Origin of the sequence: Amycolatopsis lexingtonensis (assembly GCF_014873755.1) — a bacterium.
Lineage (GTDB): Bacteria > Actinomycetota > Actinomycetes > Mycobacteriales > Pseudonocardiaceae > Amycolatopsis > Amycolatopsis lexingtonensis.
Map to the genome: position 1 here is coordinate 5398826 of NZ_JADBEG010000001.1, position 19078 is coordinate 5417903.

A 19078-nucleotide genomic window follows, 5' to 3' on the forward strand; every position below is an offset into this window, starting at 1 on the left:
GTCAGCCTTCGTAAGCGTTGAGGGGCGGGCAGGAGCACACGAGGTTACGGTCGCCGCGGGCGCCGTCGATGCGACGCACCGGGGGCCAGTACTTGTTCTTGCGCGAAACACCCGCCGGGTACACGGCCAGCTCGCGGTCGTAGGCCTTGTCCCACTCGCCGACCAGCGTCTCCGCGGTGTGCGGCGCACCCCGCAGCGGCGACTCCTCGGCGCTCCACTTGCCGTTCGCCACCTCGTCGATCTCGGCGCGGATGGCGATCATCGCGGCAATGAACCGGTCGATCTCGCCCAGGTCCTCGGACTCGGTCGGCTCGACCATCAGCGTCCCCGCGACCGGGAACGACATCGTCGGCGCGTGGAAGCCGTAGTCGATGAGCCGCTTCGCGACGTCGTCGACCGTCACGCCGGTCTCCTTGGTGAGCTGGCGCAGGTCGAGGATGCACTCGTGCGCGACCAGGCCGTCCTGGCCCGTGTAGAGCACCGGGTAGTGCGGCGCCAGGCGCGAAGCGACGTAGTTCGCGGCCAGCACCGCGACCTTCGTCGCGGCGGTCAGGCCGGGCGCGCCCATCATCCGGACGTACGCCCAGGAGATCGGCAGGATCGACGCCGAGCCGTACGGCGCGCCGCTGATCGGGCCGACGCCCGTCTCCGGGCCGGCCTGGTCCAGCAGCGGGTGGTTGGGCAGGTACGGCGCGAGGTGCGCGCGCACCGCGACCGGGCCGACGCCCGGGCCGCCACCGCCGTGCGGGATGCAGAAGGTCTTGTGCAGGTTCAGGTGCGAGACGTCGCCGCCGAACTCGCCCGGCTTGGCCAGGCCCAGCAGGGCATTGAGGTTCGCGCCGTCGACGTACACCTGGCCGCCGCCGTCGTGGACGATCTTGGCCAGCTCGTCGATGTCGTGCTCGTACACGCCGTGCGTGGACGGGTAGGTGACCATGATCGCGGCGAGCGTGTCGCGGTGGGTGTCCACCTTGGACCGCAGGTCGGCCAGGTCGACGTTGCCCTCGTCGGTGCACTTCACGACGACCACGCGCATCCCGGCGAGCACCGCGGAGGCGGCGTTGGTGCCGTGCGCGGACGACGGGATCAGGCAGACGTCCCGGCCCTCGTCACCGTTCGCGCGGTGGTAGGCGCGGATGGCGAGGAGCCCGGCCAGTTCGCCCTGGCTGCCCGCGTTCGGCTGCAGCGACACCTTGTCGTAGCCGGTGACCTCGGCCAGCCAGTCGGCGAGCTGCGCGACGAGGACGTGGTAGCCCTCGGCGTCCTCGGCCGGGGCGAACGGGTGGATGCCCGCGAACTCGCGCCAGCTGATCGGCTCCATCTCGGTGGTGGCGTTGAGCTTCATCGTGCAGGAGCCGAGCGGGATCATGCCGCGGTCCAGCGCGTAGTCCAGGTCGGACAGCTTGCGCAGGTAACGCAGCATCGCCGTCTCGGAGCGGTGGGTGCCGAAGACCTCGTGGCCCATGAAGCCGCTCTCGCGGGCGAGGCCGTTCGGCAGCGCGACGCCGTCTTCGAGGTCGGACTCGACGCCGAACGCCTTCAGGACCTTCGCGGCGATCGCGGGGGTGCTGACCTCGTCGAAGGCGACGCGGACGTGGTCGGCGTCGACGTGCCCGAGGTTGATCCCGGCTTCGCGGGCGGCCGCGTGGACCTCGGCGGCCTGGCCCGGGACGTGCGCGACGACGGTGTCGAAGAAGGACTCGTGCACGACCTCGACGCCGGTCTGGCGGAGGGCGTCCGCGAAGCCCGCGGCGAGGCCGTGGACGCGCTGGGCGATCCGCTTCAGGCCGTCCGGGCCGTGGTAGACCGCGTACATCGCGGCCAGCACCGCCGGGAGGACCTGCGCGGTGCAGATGTTGGACGTCGCCTTTTCGCGGCGGATGTGCTGCTCACGGGTCTGCAGCGCCAGCCGGTAGGCCGGGTTGCCGTCGGCGTCGACCGAGACGCCGACCAGGCGGCCGGGCAGTGAGCGCTCGAGCCCGGCGCGGACGGACATGTACCCGGCGTGCGGGCCGCCGTAGCCGAGTGGGACGCCGAAGCGCTGGGTCGAGCCCGCGGCGACGTCGGCGCCGAACTCGCCGGGCGCGGTGATCAGGGTGAGCGCGAGGAGGTCGGCGGCGACGGTGTACAGCGCGCCCGCGGCCTTCGCCGACTCCGAAATCGCGTGGTAGAAGCCGCGGCCGCGCAGCACACCGGACGCGCCCGGGTACTGGACGACGACGCCGAAGAACTCGTCCGGCAGGCCGGTGAGCAGGTCTCGGACCTCGACCTCGATGCCCAGCGCCTCGACGCGGGTGCGCACGACGGCGATGGTCTGCGGCAGGCACTCGGCGTCGAGCACGACCTTGTTGGACTTGGACTTCGACGCGCGGCGCATCAGCGTGACGGCTTCGGCGACGGCGGTCGACTCGTCCAGCAGGGACGCGTTCGCGGTGGCCAGGCCGGTCAAGTCGGCGACCATCGTCTGGAAGTTGAGGAGCGCTTCGAGGCGGCCTTGCGAGATTTCCGGCTGGTAAGGCGTGTACGCGGTGTACCAGGCCGGGTTCTCGAGGACGTTCCGGCGGATCACGCCGGGGGTGACGGTGTCGGAGTAGCCGAGGCCGATCATCTGCGTCATCGGCCGGTTGCGCGCGGCGAGGGCGCGCAGTTCCGCGGTGGCGTCCTCTTCGGACGCGGCGGGCGGCAGGACCAGCTCACGCGTGGCGCGGATGGCACTGGGGACGGCGGCGCCGACGAGCGCGTCGAGACTGCTGTAGCCGCACTCGGCCAGCATCTTCGCGCGCTCGGCCTCGGACGGGCCGATGTGACGGGCGTCGAACTGCGTGGAAGTGATCGGGAGCTCCTCGGGCCGGGCACACAACGGTGCGCTGGGAACTCCCCCTCTGTCATGGCACCTGAGAGTTTCACCGTGCGGAACACGGCTTTCACCTTGGGTGAGGCGCGGGTGCGCCTGCTTTCCAGAGTGGCCTCGCGCGAAGCGGTAGCAGGTACCTGAGAGATTCCGGGGAGTTTGCTCCTTCGGTGCCCCACCGACTTCGTGAGGGCTCTCCCGCCTCGGCTCAACGGCCCGATCTGCAGTTGTGGCGGTTACGGTACCCGGCGCTTCCGGCGGGCGTCTACACAACCCGGCCAACGCCACAGTGATCCTCGACCCCGCCCCGAGCGCCCCAATGTGGCGTTGGGTGCGTCAGACGCACCGAACGCCACATTGGGTGCGTCAGACGCACCGAACGCCACATTGGGGCGCTTGGGTCAGGGGGTGCCGGCGACCCGGCGGACGACCTGACCGGCCAAAGCCGGGGGCCGCCGGACCCGGCCCGAGGGCAGGACCAGGCGCTTGAGCGGGCCGCCCAGCGGGACCGGCGGGTGCCCGGCACCCAGCAGCACCTGCTCGACGATCTGCTCGGCGTGCCAGGCCACCGCGTCGTTGAGCCGGTCCAGGGACGGGCGGTCGCCGTCGAAGACGTCCTCGTCGGCCAGGGTCACCTCGTAGTACGCGCTGCCCGGCGGGACCGTGACCGCCTCCTCGATCGCCCGGGCGCCGGCCTCGGGGTCGGCGAACCCGGCTTCGAGCAGCGGCTCCCGGTAGATCCGCGCCGCCCGCGCCCGCATCCGCGGCCCGTAGCGGACCACGACCGGGAGGCGCCCGGTCAGGTCCGGCACCGCCAGGCCGTGCAGCAGCATGATCGGCGGCACCGAGTGCACCAGCCGCGGCGCGGGTTCGGCCAGCTCGCGGGCGGTGATCCGGACGCGGTCGGCCATCGCGTCCGGGAGGCCGAAGTAGCGGAAGTCGACGTTGCCGAAGCCGAGGCCGTCGGCGATCAGCGACGCCAGCAGCTCGCCGTACCCCCAGATCGGCGACAGCACCACGACCGGCGGCGCGGCCACGACCGGCGACGGCGCGGGCGGGCGCGTCGCCTCCTGCTCGGGCACCTGGATGACCAGCCGCGGGGGCTCGTGCCAGTCGTGCACCTCGGCGACCCGCCAGTACAGCCCGAGCGGCCGCCACAGTTCGCCGAGGATGTCGTGCTCGATGATCCTCCGCGCCTCGTCCTCGGAAAACGGGAAGTCCCGCGGCGGCACGATCCCGACGTAGTGGTGGTAGGTGACGCGGACCTCGTCGCCGCGGGTGGCCGAGCGGATCCGCATCTCCCAGTCGATCGGCGACGCCGCGATCGCGTTGGCCACCTGCGTGCCGGGCGAGGAGTAGACGAGCGCGGTGGCCTGCCGGAGGAACTGTCCGGCCTGGTCGATGCCCTCCCGCAGCGCCTTCGCCGCCTGCGCGACGTGCACCGGCGAAGCGAGCGAGTCGGGCAGCACGCCGGCGACGCGCAGCAGCTCGGCCTCCCCCAGCCCGGTGACCTCGGCCAGCTGCGCCCAGTGGTCGAACACCGTCACCTTCGGCGCGTGCCGGTGCTCGATCCAGCTGCGCAGCGTCGACGTCGGGACGCCGATGCGGCGGGCGGCCTCGTCCAGGGAAAGCCCGCGGGAGCGGATCCCGGTCCGGACCGCTTCCGCCCACTCGTCGGCGCGCCAGTGCGTCACCTCACAAAGCTAACGAAACCCGCTAGCTTTGCGCAGGGACAAACCGCCCACGGCCACCCGACGCTGGTCACCATGACCACCACCATCGTCGTCCTGACCCTGATCGTCGGCGTGCTGACCTTCACCGCCGGCGCCTTCCTCGCCTCCGAGATCGCCGTCCGCGTGCTGCGCCGCCGCGAACGGCTCGTGTCCGAAGAGCGCAAGAAGCTCAACGCCGCCTGGAGCTACCTGCGGGAGGTCTACGGCGTCAAGAAACCGACCAAGCGTTAGAGCGGGGTGACGTACGCGCCGGAGATGCCGCCGTCGACCAGGAACTGCGAGGCCGTGATGAAGCTGGCGTCGTCGCTGGCCAGGAAGGCCACCGCCGCCGCGATCTCCTCGGGCTCGGCGAACCGGCCGACCGGCACGTGGACCAGCCGCCGCGCCGCGCGTTCCGGGTCCTTCGCGAACAGCTCCTTGAGCAGCGGGGTGTTCACCGGGCCCGGGCAGAGCGCGTTGACGCGGATGTTCTCCCGCGCGAACTGGACGCCGAGCTCGCGGCTCATCGCCAGCACGCCGCCCTTGGACGCGGTGTAGGAGATCTGCGACGTCGCCGCGCCCATCACCGCGACGAACGACGCGGTGTTGATGATGGACCCCTTGCCCTGGCGCTGCATGTGCGGCAGGACGGCCTTGCAGCAGTGGTAGACCGACGTCAGGTTGACCCGCTGGACCTTCTCCCACGCCTCGATGCCGGTGGTCAGGATCGAGTCGTCCTCGGGCGGGGAGATGCCCGCGTTGTTGAAGGCGACGTCGACCGAGCCGAACTGCTCCACCGTGCTGTGGAACAGGTTTTCGACCTGTTCGGCGTCGGTGACGTCGGTCTGGATGAACGCGCCGCCGATCTCGTCGGCGACCGCCTTGCCCAAGACCGGGGTCAGGTCCGCGATGACGACCTTCGCCCCTTCGCTCGCCAGGCGGCGGGCCGAGGCGAGCCCGATCCCGCTCGCACCGCCGGTGATGACCGCCACGCGGCCTTCGAATCGCTGGACCATTACTCCTCCGTGCTCAGAAAGACGTTCTTGGTTTCGGTGAACGCCGCCGCGGCGTCGGGGCCCAGCTCACGGCCGAGGCCGGACTGCTTGAACCCGCCGAACGGCGTCCAGTAGCGCACCGAAGAGTGCGAGTTGACCGAGAGGTTGCCGGCTTCGACGCCCCGCGCCACCCGGAACGCGCGGCCGGCGTCGCGGGTCCAGATCGACCCGGACAGGCCGTACTCGGTCGCGTTGGCCATGCGGACCGCGTCGGCCTCCTCCGCGAACGGCACGACGGCGACGACCGGGCCGAAGACCTCCTCCGCCACGGCGGGGTGCCGCAGGTCGGGCGGGGTGAGGACGGTCGGCGGGAACCAGTACCCGGGGCCGGCGGGCGCGCTGCCGCGGAACGCCACGGGCGCGTCGCCGGGCACGTAGGAGGCGACCTTCTCCCGGTGCGCGGCCGAGATCAGCGGACCCATCTCGGTCTTCTCGTCGCCGGGGTCGCCGACGACGACGCCGTGCACCGCCGGTTCCAGCAGCTCCATGAAGCGGTCGTACGCGCTCGCCTGCACCAGGATCAGCGACCGCGCGCAGCAGTCCTGACCGGCGTTGTCGAAGACGCCGTAGGGCGCGGTTGCCGCGGCCTTCTCCAGGTCGGAGTCGGCGAAGACGATGTTCGCGTTCTTGCCGCCCAGCTCCAGCGTCACGCGCTTCACCCGCGCCGCGCAGCCCGCCATGATCTGCTTGCCGACCTCGGTGGAGCCGGTGAAGACGACCTTGCGCACGTCCGGGTGCTCGACGAACCGTTGTCCCACCACGGATCCCTTGCCGGGCAGCACCTGGAAGACGTCCTCGGGGATGCCCGCCTCGCGCGCCAGCTCGGCCAGCCGGATAGCCGTCAACGGAGTCAGCTCGGCGGGCTTGAGGACGACGGTGTTCCCGGCGGCGAGCGCGGGCGCGAAGCCCCAGCCCGCGATGGGCATCGGGAAGTTCCACGGCACGATCACGCCGACCACGCCCAGTGGCTCCTGGAACGTGACGTTGACGCCGCCGGGGACCGGGATCTGCTTGCCGATCAGGCGTTCCGGCGCCGCGGAGTAGTAGTTGAGGACGTCCCGGACGTTGCCCGCCTCCCAGCGCGCGTTGCCGATGGTGTGCCCGGAGTTCTCGACCTCCAGCCGGGCGAGGTTCTCGATGTCGGCTTCGACGGCGTCGGCGAACCGGCGCAGGAGCCGCGCGCGGTCACCGGGGGTGACGTCGCGCCACGCCGGGAACGCCGCCCGCGCGCGGGCGATCGCCGCATCGGTTTCTTCGGCGCTGGTCAACGGGACGCTCCGCACCACCTCCTCGGTGGCGGGGTTCCGGACGTCGAAGGTGGTCATCTACTTCTCCTTGCTCGCGTCGACGAGAGCCTGGAACAGCCGGACGTCGTCGCCGTCCTGCTCGGGGTGCCACTGGACGCCCAGCGTGAACTCGCCGGGCACTTCCGCGGCTTCGACGGTGCCATCCGCCGCCCAGCCGACCGCCTCCAGGCCGGTGCCGAGCCGGTCGATCGCCTGGTGGTGGTAGCAGAGCGTCTTGGTCTCCTCGCCCAGGATCGCCGCCGCCCGGCTGCCTCCGGCCAGCGTGACGGTGCCGCGGCCGAATGTCGCGGGGGCCGGCTGGTGCTCGGTGGTTTCCTTCGCTTCCGGCAGGTGCTGCGTGAGCGTGCCGCCGAGGGCGACGCTCATCACCTGCAGGCCGCGGCACACGCCCAGCACCGGCTTGCCCCGGCGCCGGGCGGCCGCGAACAGGCCGAACTCGAAGGCGTCCCGGTCCGGCCTGGTGTAGGTCGTGGGGTGCGGCTCCTGGCCGTAGCGCTCCGGTTCGACGTCGGCGCCGCCGGTCAGCACCAGCCCGTCCACTGTGGACACGAGCCGGTCGTGCGCGCCGGCCACCGGCGGCAGCAGCACCGGGATGCCCCCGGCGGCGACGACGCAGTCGACGTAGACCCGGTGCAGCAGCACGGCTTCGGTCTCCCAGACGGCGAACTTCGCGGGTTCCAGGTAGCTGGTGAGACCGATGACCGGCTTAGAGTCGTTCGAAGCCACGGACGAGCTCCCAGTCGGTGACGGCGGCGTTGTAGGCGTCGACCTCGATCTTCGCCGCGTTCAGGTAGTGGTCGACGACGTCGTCGCCGAACGCCTCACGCGCGAGTTCGCTCCGCGCGAGTGCCGCGGCGGCCTCGGGCAGCGTGGTCGGCACCGTGGCCCGGTCGGAGTGGTAGGCGTTGCCGGTGAACGGTTCTTCCAGCTCCAGCTCGTTCTCGATGCCGTGCAGGCCCGCGGCGATCAGCGCGGCGACGGCCAGGTACGGGTTGACGTCCCCGCCCGGCACCCGGTTCTCGACGCGCAGCGATTCGCCGTGCCCGACCACGCGCAGCGCGCAGGTCCGGTTGTCGGTGCCCCAGGCGATGGCGGTCGGCGCGAAGCTGCCGGGCACGAACCGCTTGTAGGAGTTGATGTTCGGCGCCAGGAAGTACGTCAGCTCGTGCAGCGCGGCGAGCTGGCCGGCGAGGAACTGCTCCATGAGCGTCGAGAAGCCGTGCTCGCTGTCTCCGGCGAGAACGGCCCGGCCCTCGGTCGAGCGCAGGCTGATGTGGATGTGGCAGGAGTTGCCCTCGCGCTCGTTGTACTTCGCCATGAAGGTGAGGCTCTTGCCCTCCTGCGCGGCGATCTCCTTGGCGCCGTTCTTGTAGACGCTGTGGTTGTCGCAGGTGGTGAGCGCGTCGGTGTAGCGGAAGGCGATCTCCTGCTGGCCGGGGTTGCACTCGCCCTTGGCGGACTCGGGGTAGAGCCCGGCGCCTGCCATGTCGTTGCGGATGCGGCGCAGCAGCGGCTCGAGGCGCGCGGTGCCGAGCATCGAGTAGTCGACGTTGTACTGGTTGGCGGGCTTGAGCCCGTGGTAGCGCTTGTCCCAGGCGGCTTCGTAGGTGTCGTCGAAGACGATGAACTCGAGTTCGGTGCCGACGAAGGCGGCGAGCCCCCGCTCGGCGAGCCGGTCGAGCTGCCGCCGCAGGATCTGCCGCGGCGACACGGCGACCGGCCCGCCCTGCACGCGCTCGACGTCGGCGAGCACCAGCGCGGTGCCCTCGTGCCAGGGGATCTCGCGCAGGGTTTCGAGGTCGGGCCGCAGCACGAAGTCGCCGTAGCCGCTCTCCCAGGACGAGAGCGCGTAGCCGTCGACGGTGTTCATGTCGACGTCGACGGCGAGCAGGTAGTTGCAGGCCTCGGTGGCGTGCCCGACGACCTCGTCGAGGAAGTACTCGGCCGAGCAGCGCTTGCCCTGCAGCCGCCCCTGCATGTCCGTGAGCGCGACGAGCACGGTGTCGATCGTGCCCGCGTCCACGCGCGCGCGGAGTTCGTCGAGCGTGAGCATGCCTCGCCTGCGTGCCATCGGTCGCCCCAAAGGTTTGGTATGAATCCTTTGCCGGTTCTTCCTACCCGGTGAGCCCCGGCGGGTCAACCGGAGAAAAGGTATTTTCTTGAACCATTGGATTGGTCACCGGTTTGTCCATGATGCCCGGCTGAGAAGAGTCTGTGAATTCGTGCCGGCGGGAGGAAACCGGGATACTCCCACGTTGTACGGGGCAGGAGAGGTGAGATCGATGACCACAGCATTCACGCAGCAGAGCACGATCGGACAGCAGCAGGCGCGGCCCCAGCTGCCGACCCTGCCCACCGGCTGGCCGATCGGTTCGTACGAGTCCTACGAGCAGGCGCAGCGCGCGGTCGACCACCTCGCGGGCGCGGACTTCCCGGTCACCGACGTCACGATCGTGGGCGTCGAGCCGATGCTCGTCGAGCGCATCGCGGGCAAGATGTCCTGGGGCCGCGTCCTGGGCAGCGCCGCGACGTCGGGCGCGATGTTCGGCCTGTTCCTGGGCCTGGTCCTCAGCCTGCTCAACCCGGGCGCGGGCCTGGTCCCGATCGTCCTCGGGCTGGTGGCGGGCCTCGCGTTCAACCTGCTGTTCGGCGCGCTGGGTTACGCGGTGAACCGGAACAAGCGCGGGTTCGTCTCGCAGAGCCAGCTGGTGGCGCGGCGGTACGACGTGCTGTCGCAGCCGCGCAATGCCGAGAAGGGCCGGGCGCTGCTGGCGGATCTCGCCGCGCGCAGCGCTTTCGGGCACTGAGCTGATCGATCGAAGGCCGCCACCGGTGTTCCCGGGGGCGGCCTTCGTGCTGTCCCGGTGTGCCGGGCCCGGCCGGGTACGTTGCCGTGGTCCCGGGTCCGGAGGTCATGAACGCCCCTTTCACCGCGCCTGACGACAGGGCTTCGGCAAGTCGCGTCGGTGCAGCCCGCAGCGGTGCACCAGCGTCTTGAATGACTCATTCAGGACCTCCGAAGACCTGAATGAGTCATTCAAGACGTCGGGCGAGCGGGTCACCGACGGCAGCGTGGCCCGCCCGCGACCCCACCCGAGCCGCCCGCCCCGGAACTGTCGGTCCCCGCCGGTAGCGTGGAAAACGGGGGCTGCTCAGGTCCCCGAGGACACCGCCGCATCCGGCTCCACCGCGGGGTCCGGCGTCCCGGCCGGCCGCCCCGCCCGCAACAGATCCCCCCACCGCCCCCGGTCGTACTCAGCCGCCGGCGTCCCCGTCAAAAACTCCCGCAACGTCTCCGCGAACCGCGCCGGATCCGACCGGTGCGGGAAGTGCCCGGCCCCCTCGAACAGCACCAGCCGGCTGCCCGGCATCGCCCGGTGCGCGCGCAGCGCGTGGCCGCTCGGCACCACCCGGTCCTCGGTCCCCCACACCAGCAGCGTCGGGATCCCCTCGGTCAGGTAACACCGGTCCAGCATGTTGACCACCTGCCCGCGCCAGTCGACGACCGAGCGCAGCGTCCGCAGGAACGCCGACCGCGTGCCCGGCTCGACCAGGCGGAGGTAGCGCGCGACCACGTAGTCGAGGTCGTCGGAGATCCGCAGCAGCTCGGCGAGCCCGCGCAGCACCGGCAACGCCGGCCGCGCGCCCAGCAGGGGCAGCACCAGCCCCGCGCCCGGCGCCGCCGCCAGGCGCAGCAGCGGGTGGACGCTCACCCCGACGCCGCCCGAACCGACCAGCACCAGGCGTTCGCAGCGTTCCGGGAACTGGTAGGCGAACTGCATCGCGACGCCGCCGCCGAGGGAGTGCCCGACCACCGTCACCCGGTCGACGTCGAGCGTCGTCAGCAGGTCGCGCATGCCGCACGCGTAGGCGGCGACCGAGTAGTCCGCGCGCGGTTTCGCCGAAGCCCCGTGGCCGAGCAGGTCGGGCGCGATGACCGTGAAGTCGTCCGCCAGCGCCTTCAGCAGTTCCAGCCACGTCGACGAGTCGTCGCCGATCCCGTGCAGGAATAACACCGCGGGTCCGCGCCCGGCCATCCGGTAGGCGCGTTCGTACCCGTGGACCACCCGGGTCCGCGGGGCGAAGGCGTCCGAGAGCACCCGATCAGCTCAGCACGCCCGCGTGCCCCCGACGTTTCCGGCACGTTCGGATCGGGTGAACGCCGGGAGCGGGCCCCGACCCGCGCTCCCGGCGTCCGTTCCCCCTTACTTCGTCGGCGTCGGCGCAGCCGGCGCGGACGAAGAAGTCGTGGGCGGCGGGACCGTCACCTTCGGGATGGCCGCGCTGAACGGGACCCCCGCGTCCTCGCGGCAGGCGGAGCGGTACCCGTTGTAGCCGTTGAAGTTGCCCTCGCGGTCGGTGACGCCCTGCTCGATGTTCGGCCGCGGGAACCGGTTGTCCTCGCCGATCTTCTCCTTGGTGCCGCTCGAGCGTTCGCAGCCGTAGCGGGTCAGCGCCAGCGGCCTGCCCTGGTCGTCGTAGAGGTAGACCTCCGTCAGCGGCTTGCCCTCGGCGTCGAACGCGTAGACGTTCTCGATCTCCCGGCCGCCGTAGGTGAGCTGCTCGTTGCCGTACCGGTCGGACGACGGGGCGTAGTACGACGCCGACTGCGACGGGGAGTACCGGTTCGAGATGAGGTCGACCGCGGCACCGAACCCGCCGAGCGCACCGCCGATGACGAACGCCGAAACCGGCACGGCCAGCCACAGCAGCCGCCGGTCACCGCGCACCCGCGGGCCGGCCCACACGATCCCGGCCCCGGCCACGAGCAGGAAGGGCAGCATGAGCACGGCGCTGCGCTGCCGCATCATCAGCAGGACGCCGAAGGCGAGCAGCACCACGGCGCACAGCACCCACCACGCCGGCTTCATCGAGCCCAGCCAGCGCAGCACCTTCCCGGTTTCCTCCTGCTCGCGCCCCTTCGCCAGCGTGTTCCGCACCCAGCCGACCTCCGGCAGCGCCAGCACCGGCTCGACCCCGCCGCGCAGCAGCAGCGCGAAGCTGATCAGGAACACCGGCAGGAACAGCAGCATCCCCACGAGCACGTCGGGGTCGACGCTGATCGCGGCGCCGAAGGCCAGCAGCGCGAGCCCGATCGCGCAGAGCACCAGGCCCCACAACGCGATCCGCGGCTTCGCCAGGCTGGGCGTGGCCGCCGTCGTGAGCACCTGCGTCGCGCCCTCGCCCGCCGGCGGGTATCCCCCGGCGGCGCGCAGCTCGGCGGCGTAGCTCTCGGGCGTCCCGAGCCGTTCGATCAGCGCCTCGACGCGGGCGCCCTCCCCGAGTTCGGCCTCCAGTTCCGCCAGGTGCGGGCGGACGTCTTCGAGGATCTCTTCGATCTCGCTCGCGGGCAGGTCGGCGAGCGCGGTGCGGACCCGCGCCAGATACACCCGCACGGCGGTCGGCTTCTCGCTCATGCTGCCTCTCCCAAAAGCGCGTTCATCGTCACGGCGAAGCTCTGCCAGGTCTTGCCCGACTCCGCGAGCCGCGCCCGGCCCGGCTCGTTCAGGCTGTAGTACTTGCGGTGCGGGCCCTCTTCACTGGGCACCACGTACGAAGTGAGCAGGCCGGCCTTGTACAGCCTGCGCAGCGTCCCGTACACCGACGCGTCCCCCACCTCTTCCAGGCCCGCGGTCCTGAGTCTTCGCAGGACGTCGTACCCGTAGCCGTCTTCGTCGCGAAGCACCGCGAGAACGGCGAGATCGAGCACCCCTTTGAGCAGCTGACTGATCTCCACTGCACCCTCCAGTCTTACGCTTGGGAAGGTACCACGCATTGCACAGTAGTGCGCACGGCGGAGGGCCAGACGGGCGTGTCGGGCTGCTTCTCAGGCTCCGGTGTCGACGGGACGCTCGAAGAAGGATTCGAGGACGACGATGGTCTGCGTGCCGGTGACGCCGTCGATCGCGAAGAGCCGGCGCAGCGACGCCTGGAGCTCCTCGGTCGTCGCCGTGCGCACCTTGACCAGCAGCGACGCCGGCCCGGCGATGACGTGCGCCTCGACCACCTCGGGCAGTGCCTCGAGGGCTTCACGCACCGGCCGGTCGCCCATCCAGGCGTTCGCCTCGACGAGGACGAACGCCGCGACACCGCGCCCGACGGCGGCCGGGTCGACGTCCACGGTGGTCCGCCGGATCACGTCCTGCTCGCGGAGCTTGCGCACGCGCTCGTGGGCCGCCCCGGCGGAGAGCCCGACGGCCTTGCCGAGCGCCGCGTACGCCTGCGTCGCGTCTCGCTGCAGTTCGGCGAGCAGAACACGATCAACGCTGTCCATGACTTGACCATATCAGGTTCGGCGTTCCATGCTTAGGACAGAATCTCATTAGGGGTGACGATGGATCTGATCGAGACCGAGTTCGAGGTGCTGGACGAGCGGTTCAAGCGCGTCAACGGCGACGAGTGGACGCAGCGCCTGCACACCGGCTGCCGCTGGACCGAGGGCCCGGCGTACTTCCCGGCCGGCCGCTACCTGGTGTTCAGCGACATCCCGAACGACCGCACCCTGCGCTGGGACGAGACGACCGGGCAAATCGGCGTCTTCCGGCAGCCGTCGCAGTACTCGAACGGGCACACCGTCGACCGCAACGGACGGCTGATCAGCTGCGAGCAGGGCACCCGCCGCGTGACGCGCACGGAGCACGACGGCTCGATCACGGTGCTGGCGTCGGAGTTCCAGGGGAAGCGGCTGAACAGTCCGAACGACGTCGTCGAGCACTCGGACGGGTCAATCTGGTTCACCGACCCGAGTTACGGCATCGACAGCGACTACGAGGGGTACCAAGCGGAGAGCGAAATCGGCGGCTGCCACGTGTACCGCGTCGCGCCGTCGGGCGAGGTCCGGATCGTCGCGGACGACTTCTCACGCCCGAACGGGCTGGCGTTCTCGGCGGACGAGTCGCTGTTGTACATCGCGGACACCCGTCAGGATCCCAGCCACCTCAGGGTGTTCCGGGTCGGTCCGGACGGGACGCTGGCCGGCGGCGAGATCTTCGCGACGAGCGACGCGGGCGGGTTCGACGGCGTGCGCGTCGACGCGGACGGCCGGGTCTGGGCGGCCGCGCACGACGGGCTGCACTGCTTCGACCCGGACGGCACGAGGATCGGCAAGCTGCGGATCCCGGAGATCTGCTCGAACCTGACGTTCGGCGGGGCGCGGCGGAACGAGCTGTTCATCACGGCGTCGAGTTCGGTGTACACGTTGAGGGTGAACGTGAACGGGGCCCGCTACCCGCGGTGACCTCCGGCGCCGGCTGGCCTCCTCATGCGCCCCAATGTGGCCTTCGGTGCGTCAGACGCACCGAAGGCCACATTGGGTGCGTCAGACGCAACCAAGGCCACATTGGGGCGTTTGCCGCGGCTGGGTGAGACCGGGCCGGGGCGGGTGGCTAGCCGAGCGTGGCCGCGCGGACGCGGGCCACCACCGTTTCGCGCTGCCAGGCTCGGCTCACCTGGACCAGCCAAGCCGCTTCGGCGGCGACGTCCGCTTCGGCGTCGGACAGAGAGTCCGGTGTGGCCTCCGCCGCGTCGAAGCGGCGGCCCGCCCGGCCCGCTTCGATCGCCGCCGCGAGGGTGACCGCCTCCACGGTGGCCGGGAGGTCCGCTTCGCGCACTCCCTCGGCGCGGGCCGCTTTCTCGGCTCGGGCCGGGAGGTCCGGGTCGAAGTGGGCGCGCAGGGCGAGGTGGCCGTCGCGGATTTCGATGACGCGGCGGTACAGCGCGAACTCCGGGCCGCCCGCCAGTTCGCGGCCGCGGTCCAGGACGATGCCGGGGACCGCCGCGCGCAGGGCCGTCCACAGTGGCTCGATGCGCCGGTACGCCCGGTACGCCCTGACCCGGCCGATCACCGATGAAACCGCCGGTGACCACGCGCTGAGCGTCGCGCCCGCCGTCACGAAACCCACCGTCGCCGCGGCGAGAACCGAGGACGGCAGGTCCTCGCGGGCGCCGATGCGGGCCGTCTCGGCGAGGCGGCGGACGTCGTCGACGTCCCAGAACGTCCACGCGAACGCCGCGCCCACGCCGACGACCAGCAGCCACAGCCCGGCGCGCAGCGGTCCCGGCTCGGCGTGCCGCGCGCTGCGGACGAACACCACGAACAGCAGCCCGAGGCTGATCAGGCTGTACAGCAGGAACAACACCTTGTCGGCGAGCGCGAACGGCAGCGACGCGGACGTGAACACGGTGTCGTCTCCGACGCGTCGCGGCTCCGACAGCGTGAAGCAGACCGCGAGCAGGACCATCGTCGCGCCGGTGAACAGCGCGTGCGGCGCCAGGCGGGCGCCTTCGCCGCGCCACACCGACTGCGTGAAGGCGACGGCGAACCCGATCGCGCCCAGCTTCAGCTCGTCGCCGGCCAGGCTGAGGATCCATTCGCCCACCGGGCCGGGGCCGACGAGGGCCGCCATCGCCGGCGTCAGCACCATGATGCCGGTGGCGATGCAGATGCCGAACCCGGCGAGGAACCACATCGTCCGCACCGGCTGGCTGCGGCGCGCTTCGATGAGCTTGTACCCGAACCCGGCGAAGCCCACCACGCACAGCAGGTAGGCCAAGGTCTCGATCACGGCGTACGGCGGCGGGACCGGCCGAACAGCGAATCGAAGCGCCGCACGCCTTCGGGCACGTCGGCGGCCGGCTCGCGCCGGTCCCCGGGCCGCACGACGCGCTGCGCGAGCAGGCTCGCGACCAGCTCGGCTTCCTGTTCCTCGACCTCGCTGTAGGTGGTCCGGCCGAGCACGCGGCGCACCAATTCGGGCGAAAGGTGCGGCATCAGCTGACGGCCGGCGGCGGCGTCGATGGCCACGCCGTCGGCGCCCGCGTCGGACCCGACGTGGCCGCACAGCAGGTGCCCGACCTCGTGCAGCAGGATGTGCCGCCGGTGCAGGGCGGTCGTGTTGGTCGGGTAGAGGATGTAGTCGGCGCGCTCGGTGCTCATCAGCAGCCCGCAGGGCGCGCCTTCGGGAGCGCTGACCGGCATGAGTTCGATGGGCCGCCCCCGCTCGGCGGCCAGCCCGGCGACGAACGCCTCGGCGTCGAACGGCTCCGGCAGGCTGACGGCATCGGCGACGTGCCGCGCCCGCCGCCACAACGCCCGCCCCGGCCGCCGTCGCAAGGATGGTTGCCGCACTTTCAGGCCTCCTCCACCACGCCCCGCACGAACGGCTCCGGCCGGTTCAACGCGGCGGCCCCCGCGGGGATACGCGACCGGAGCACCTTCGGACGCGCGGTTCCCGGGCAGGGTTCCGCGGGAGCGATTCGGACACCCGGACGGCCCAGTCCGCCCTGCGCGACGGTATCCCACCGGCCCGATGCGGTGAGCGGAAGGTGGTCACGCCAAGGCCGGCTCCCAGCCGCGCCGCCGTCGCCGGAACGGGCCCGCACCTCAGCCCTCCCTCTTCGGGGTGCCGCGGCCGGCCTCCCTTCGGGCTATCGCGTCGATCATGTCGCTGATCGTGTCCAGGCCGTCGGCCGAGAGGGTGACCGCGCGCAGGGCCAGGTCGCGGACGCCCGCGTCGCGCAGCGCGCCCAGCAGGGCCAGCTCTTCGGCGATCTTCTTGCTCTGCTCGTCGTCGAAGAAGTACGCCGGGGGTACGCCGAAGAAGCGCGCGAGTGCCTCGAGGTGGCGCTTGGTCGGGTTGTCGCGGCGGCCCGTGCGCAGCTGCCACAAGTACGTCGTCGAAAAGCTTTCGCCCGTGGCCTCGCGGCAGGCCTTCGCGACCTCTTCGTTGCTGTACGGCTCCCGATCGGGCCTGCGGACCACGTGGAACAGCCGGTCGATCTTGTCGGCCAGCGTCGACTTTCCGGGCTCCTTGACCACGATGCACTCCCTCAGCTGCCAGGCGTATTCATCCTAGCTGAAAGGCGAACACCCTTGATCTACGCAAGTTTGGCCCGGGGCCGCGGCTGGCACCGGGGGCAGGAGAACGACGACCGGTTCATGAACGGCTCCCGCCGGATCGCCGTGCCGCAGCGGTGGCACGGGAGGCCTTCCTGGCCGTACGCGTCCAGGGACCGGTCGAAGTAGCCGGACTGCCCGTTCACGTTCACGTACAGCGCGTCGAACGACGTCCCGCCCGCCCCCAGCGCCGCGTTCATCACGTCCGAAGCCGCGGACAGCAGCTCACGGCCCTTCGCCGCCGTCAGCTTCTCCGTCGGACGGGACCAGTGCAGCCGCGCGCGCCACAGGGCTTCGTCCGCGTAGATGTTGCCGATGCCCGACACCAGTGTCTGGTCGAGCAGGGCCCGCTTGACCTCGGTGCGCCGGGACTTCAGCGCGCGCACCGCCGCGTCGAGGTCGAACGCCGGGTCCATCGGGTCGCGGGCGATGTGCGCGATCGTGTCCGGGAGCAGCACGTCGTTGAGGTCGTCGAGGGCCAGGCCGCCGAACGTCCGCTGGTCGACGAAGCGCAGCTCCGGCCCGTCGTCGTCGAAGCGCAGCCGGACCCGCAGGTGCTTCTCGTCCGGCGCGCCCTCGGGCTGGACGAGCATCTGCCCGCTCATCCCGAGGTGCGCCAGCAGCGCCTCCTTGTCCGACAGCTCGAGCCACAGGTACTTGCCGCGGCGCCGCGCCGCCTCGACGCGGGTGCCGCTGAGCCGCCGCGTGAAGTCCTCCGCGCCCAGCGCGTGGCGGCGGATGGCGCGCGGGTGCAGGACCTCCGCCTCGCGGATGGTCCGGCCCGCCACGTGCGCCTGCAGGCCCAGGCGGACGACTTCGACCTCGGGGAGTTCGGGCATACGGCCATTGTGCCCGCCGGGTACGACAATTTATGGAGCGGTGGGTCCGACGTCGGCCTTCGTCAGCGGAACCCGGGTCGTCCCGGACGCGAAGTACTCGTCGGCACCGACGTCGTACGCCCCGCTGCGGGCCTGCAGGTCGAAGTCCTTCGCGGCGAACGGGTACGAGCCCACCCCCGCGTCGATCGCCGGGCTCCCGGAAGCCAGCCGGTACAGCCCGGCCGCGTCCTTCACGAGCTTCGGGTCGACCGACCGGGACGGGATGCCCGCGGTGCCGCCGAAGGTGATGTTGCCCTCGTACTTGACGGTCGACCCGCTCGGCAGCGTCACCAGCGTGCCGGACGTCCCCTTCACGATGTTGTCCGCGACCACGCAGTCCTTCGGCTTGAAGTCGCCGCCGTCGCCGTCGATCACGCTGTTCGACCCCAGCACCGTGTTGTACGCGACCGTGACGCGGTCCGGGCGGTCGTGCAGCTTGCTCGTCGGCCCGGAGTCGGCCTCATCGCCGGAGCCGAACACGATCGCGCGGCCGCCGGAGTTCGCGACGTAGTTGCCGACGACCTTGTGGTCGTTGCCGTGGAAGCGGATGCCCGAACCGAACAGCAGGTTGCCCTCGACGGTGCTGCGGTTGCCGTGGCGCAGCACGATGTAGCCCCGGCTGTCGCGGATCGTGTTGTACCGCACCACGTTGTCGGACGACTTGACCGAGATGGCCTCGCTGTCGCCGTCCGCCTTCTCGAAGAGGTTGTTCTCGATCAGCGCGTTCGCCGAGTACGACTGGCGGTCGCTGAGCCCCAGCCGGATCGACTCGCCGCCGTTCGAACCGGTGAACTGGTGGTTGTAGAAGTAGTTGTGGTGCACGTGGACGTGCTTCGCCATCGCGCCGGACGGCCCGAGGATCTGCAGGAACACGCCCTGGCTGGTGCGGTTCTGGAAGACGTTGCGGTCCAGCACGGTGTCGTCGCCGCTGACGGTCACCCAGTTGCCGTCGGTCGTGAGCTGGAAGTCGTTGCGGGTCAGGCGGTTGTTCGACGCGCCGGCCGGCACCGACAGCGCGGCGCCGTTACGGAACTTGAAGCCCCGCAGCACCACGTTCGACACGCCGCTCGCGAAGGCGAACGTCTTCGAGCCGGTGATGGTGGCCTGGCCGGTGTGCTCGGCGGCGACGGTCACCGGCGCGGAAGCCGTGCCGGACCGCTTGATCGACAGCGTCGAGCTCGCGGCGTACGAGCCGTCGGCCAGCATGATCGTGTCGCCGGGATTCGCCTTGTCCAGCGCGGATTGCAGCGCCGAAAGCGAAGTGACCCGGATCTGCGCGGCCGACGCGGCCGGGCCGGGGACGACGACGAGCGCCGCGGCGATCAGGGGAACGAAGAAAAGACGCATCCGCCCTACCTCTCAGTGGTTCCAGCGCGGCGG

18 protein-coding genes and 1 riboswitch are annotated in these 19078 nt (G+C 71.2%); of the genes, 3 read left to right on the top strand and 15 right to left on the bottom strand.

Annotated elements, in window-relative coordinates; all coding sequences use genetic code 11:
* Nucleotide 1 precedes the first annotated feature (1 nt).
* Complete coding sequence (gene gcvP, locus H4696_RS24245) at nt 2–2833, bottom strand: aminomethyl-transferring glycine dehydrogenase (RefSeq protein ID WP_192783062.1); 2832 nt, start codon at nt 2831–2833, stop codon at nt 2–4.
* A gap of 135 nt (nt 2834–2968) precedes the next feature.
* A riboswitch (glycine riboswitch) is annotated at nt 2969–3062 on the bottom strand.
* Nucleotides 3063–3252: 190 nt separating this feature from the next.
* A complete protein-coding gene (locus H4696_RS24250; protein ID WP_086863326.1) occupies nt 3253–4545 on the bottom strand; it encodes a helix-turn-helix domain-containing protein in 1293 nt (430 codons plus the stop codon).
* Between the two features lie 72 nt (nt 4546–4617).
* On the opposite strand from H4696_RS24250, the gene H4696_RS24255 reads away from it, so the two are divergent.
* Entirely contained in the window at nt 4618–4815 is a 198-nt protein-coding gene (locus H4696_RS24255; protein WP_086863327.1) for a hypothetical protein, read from the top strand.
* Here the strand turns inward: H4696_RS24255 and H4696_RS24260 are convergent.
* The 4 genes from H4696_RS24260 to H4696_RS24275 are packed head-to-tail and all read right to left on the bottom strand — an operon-like array spanning nt 4812 to nt 8996.
* Complete coding sequence (locus H4696_RS24260; protein ID WP_086863328.1) at nt 4812–5579, bottom strand: 3-oxoacyl-ACP reductase; 768 nt, start codon at nt 5577–5579, stop codon at nt 4812–4814. The genes H4696_RS24255 and H4696_RS24260 overlap by 4 nt on opposite strands.
* Complete coding sequence (locus H4696_RS24265; RefSeq protein ID WP_086863329.1) at nt 5579–6943, bottom strand: aldehyde dehydrogenase family protein; 1365 nt, start codon at nt 6941–6943, stop codon at nt 5579–5581. Before H4696_RS24265 ends, H4696_RS24260 begins: the two co-directional genes overlap by 1 nt.
* On the bottom strand, nt 6944–7651 hold the full coding sequence (locus H4696_RS24270) for a gamma-glutamyl-gamma-aminobutyrate hydrolase family protein (protein ID WP_086863330.1): 708 nt from the start codon (nt 7649–7651) through the stop codon (nt 6944–6946).
* Entirely contained in the window at nt 7632–8996 is a 1365-nt protein-coding gene (locus H4696_RS24275; RefSeq protein ID WP_211299773.1) for a glutamine synthetase family protein, read from the bottom strand. Before H4696_RS24275 ends, H4696_RS24270 begins: the two co-directional genes overlap by 20 nt.
* A 211-nt stretch (nt 8997–9207) precedes the next feature.
* On the opposite strand from H4696_RS24275, the gene H4696_RS24280 reads away from it, so the two are divergent.
* Nucleotides 9208–9732, top strand: a complete 525-nt coding sequence (locus H4696_RS24280; RefSeq protein WP_086863332.1) for a YflT domain-containing protein — start codon at nt 9208–9210, stop codon at nt 9730–9732.
* Between the two features lie 345 nt (nt 9733–10077).
* Here the strand turns inward: H4696_RS24280 and H4696_RS24285 are convergent, their stop codons facing one another.
* From H4696_RS24285 to H4696_RS24300, 4 genes are all read right to left on the bottom strand, one after another.
* Nucleotides 10078–10962 (bottom strand): alpha/beta fold hydrolase, encoded by an 885-nt coding sequence (locus H4696_RS24285; RefSeq protein WP_192783063.1) that lies wholly within the window; start codon nt 10960–10962, stop codon nt 10078–10080.
* Between the two features lie 168 nt (nt 10963–11130).
* The gene (locus H4696_RS24290) at nt 11131–12342 is read right to left on the bottom strand and encodes an HAAS signaling domain-containing protein (protein WP_086860346.1); all 1212 of its coding nucleotides are present in this window, start codon (nt 12340–12342) and stop codon (nt 11131–11133) included.
* Nucleotides 12339–12662, bottom strand: a complete 324-nt coding sequence (locus H4696_RS24295; protein ID WP_086860348.1) for a PadR family transcriptional regulator — start codon at nt 12660–12662, stop codon at nt 12339–12341. Before H4696_RS24295 ends, H4696_RS24290 begins: the two co-directional genes overlap by 4 nt.
* 90 nt (nt 12663–12752) lie before the next feature.
* Nucleotides 12753–13199: an Lrp/AsnC family transcriptional regulator gene (locus H4696_RS24300; protein ID WP_086860350.1), complete on the bottom strand. Its 447-nt coding sequence runs from the start codon at nt 13197–13199 to the stop codon at nt 12753–12755.
* Nucleotides 13200–13259: 60 nt separating this feature from the next.
* Here H4696_RS24300 and H4696_RS24305 point away from each other — a divergent pair, with 60 nt between their 5' ends.
* Nucleotides 13260–14162, top strand: coding sequence for an SMP-30/gluconolactonase/LRE family protein (locus H4696_RS24305; protein ID WP_086860397.1), 903 nt, complete (start codon nt 13260–13262; stop codon nt 14160–14162).
* A 148-nt stretch (nt 14163–14310) separates the two neighbouring features.
* Here H4696_RS24305 and H4696_RS24310 read toward each other — a convergent pair whose 3' ends face one another.
* From H4696_RS24310 to H4696_RS24330, 5 genes are all read right to left on the bottom strand, one after another.
* Nucleotides 14311–15489, bottom strand: a complete 1179-nt coding sequence (locus tag H4696_RS24310) for an MAB_1171c family putative transporter (RefSeq protein WP_086860352.1) — start codon at nt 15487–15489, stop codon at nt 14311–14313.
* A complete protein-coding gene (locus H4696_RS24315) occupies nt 15486–16052 on the bottom strand; it encodes a hypothetical protein (RefSeq protein WP_249027000.1) in 567 nt (188 codons plus the stop codon). Before H4696_RS24315 ends, H4696_RS24310 begins: the two co-directional genes overlap by 4 nt.
* A 255-nt stretch (nt 16053–16307) precedes the next feature.
* Nucleotides 16308–16742, bottom strand: a complete 435-nt coding sequence (locus tag H4696_RS24320) for a helix-turn-helix domain-containing protein (protein WP_086860354.1) — start codon at nt 16740–16742, stop codon at nt 16308–16310.
* Nucleotides 16743–16801: 59 nt separating this feature from the next.
* Complete coding sequence (gene mutM / locus H4696_RS24325) at nt 16802–17659, bottom strand: bifunctional DNA-formamidopyrimidine glycosylase/DNA-(apurinic or apyrimidinic site) lyase (RefSeq protein WP_086860356.1); 858 nt, start codon at nt 17657–17659, stop codon at nt 16802–16804.
* 30 nt (nt 17660–17689) lie between these two features.
* Nucleotides 17690–19045 carry a polysaccharide lyase 6 family protein gene (locus H4696_RS24330; RefSeq protein WP_086860358.1) on the bottom strand — a complete coding sequence of 452 codons (1356 nt, stop codon included), beginning with the start codon at nt 19043–19045 and terminating at the stop codon, nt 17690–17692.
* Between the last annotated feature and the right edge of the window lie 33 nt (nt 19046–19078).

Coding starts and splice junctions, on each gene's coding strand:
- H4696_RS24330 (WP_086860358.1), bottom strand. CDS start 19,045: ATGCGTCTTTTCTTCGTTCCCCTGATCGCCGCGGCGCTCGTCGTCGTC.
- H4696_RS24300 (WP_086860350.1), bottom strand. CDS start 13,199: ATGGACAGCGTTGATCGTGTTCTGCTCGCCGAACTGCAGCGAGACGCG.
- H4696_RS24290 (WP_086860346.1), bottom strand. CDS start 12,342: ATGAGCGAGAAGCCGACCGCCGTGCGGGTGTATCTGGCGCGGGTCCGC.
- H4696_RS24285 (WP_192783063.1), bottom strand. CDS start 10,962: ATGGCCGGGCGCGGACCCGCGGTGTTATTCCTGCACGGGATCGGCGAC.
- mutM (WP_086860356.1), bottom strand. CDS start 17,659: ATGCCCGAACTCCCCGAGGTCGAAGTCGTCCGCCTGGGCCTGCAGGCG.
- H4696_RS24255 (WP_086863327.1), top strand. CDS start 4,618: ATGACCACCACCATCGTCGTCCTGACCCTGATCGTCGGCGTGCTGACC.
- H4696_RS24265 (WP_086863329.1), bottom strand. CDS start 6,943: ATGACCACCTTCGACGTCCGGAACCCCGCCACCGAGGAGGTGGTGCGG.
- H4696_RS24275 (WP_211299773.1), bottom strand. CDS start 8,996: ATGGCACGCAGGCGAGGCATGCTCACGCTCGACGAACTCCGCGCGCGC.
- H4696_RS24280 (WP_086863332.1), top strand. CDS start 9,208: ATGACCACAGCATTCACGCAGCAGAGCACGATCGGACAGCAGCAGGCG.
- H4696_RS24260 (WP_086863328.1), bottom strand. CDS start 5,579: ATGGTCCAGCGATTCGAAGGCCGCGTGGCGGTCATCACCGGCGGTGCG.
- H4696_RS24305 (WP_086860397.1), top strand. CDS start 13,260: ATGGATCTGATCGAGACCGAGTTCGAGGTGCTGGACGAGCGGTTCAAG.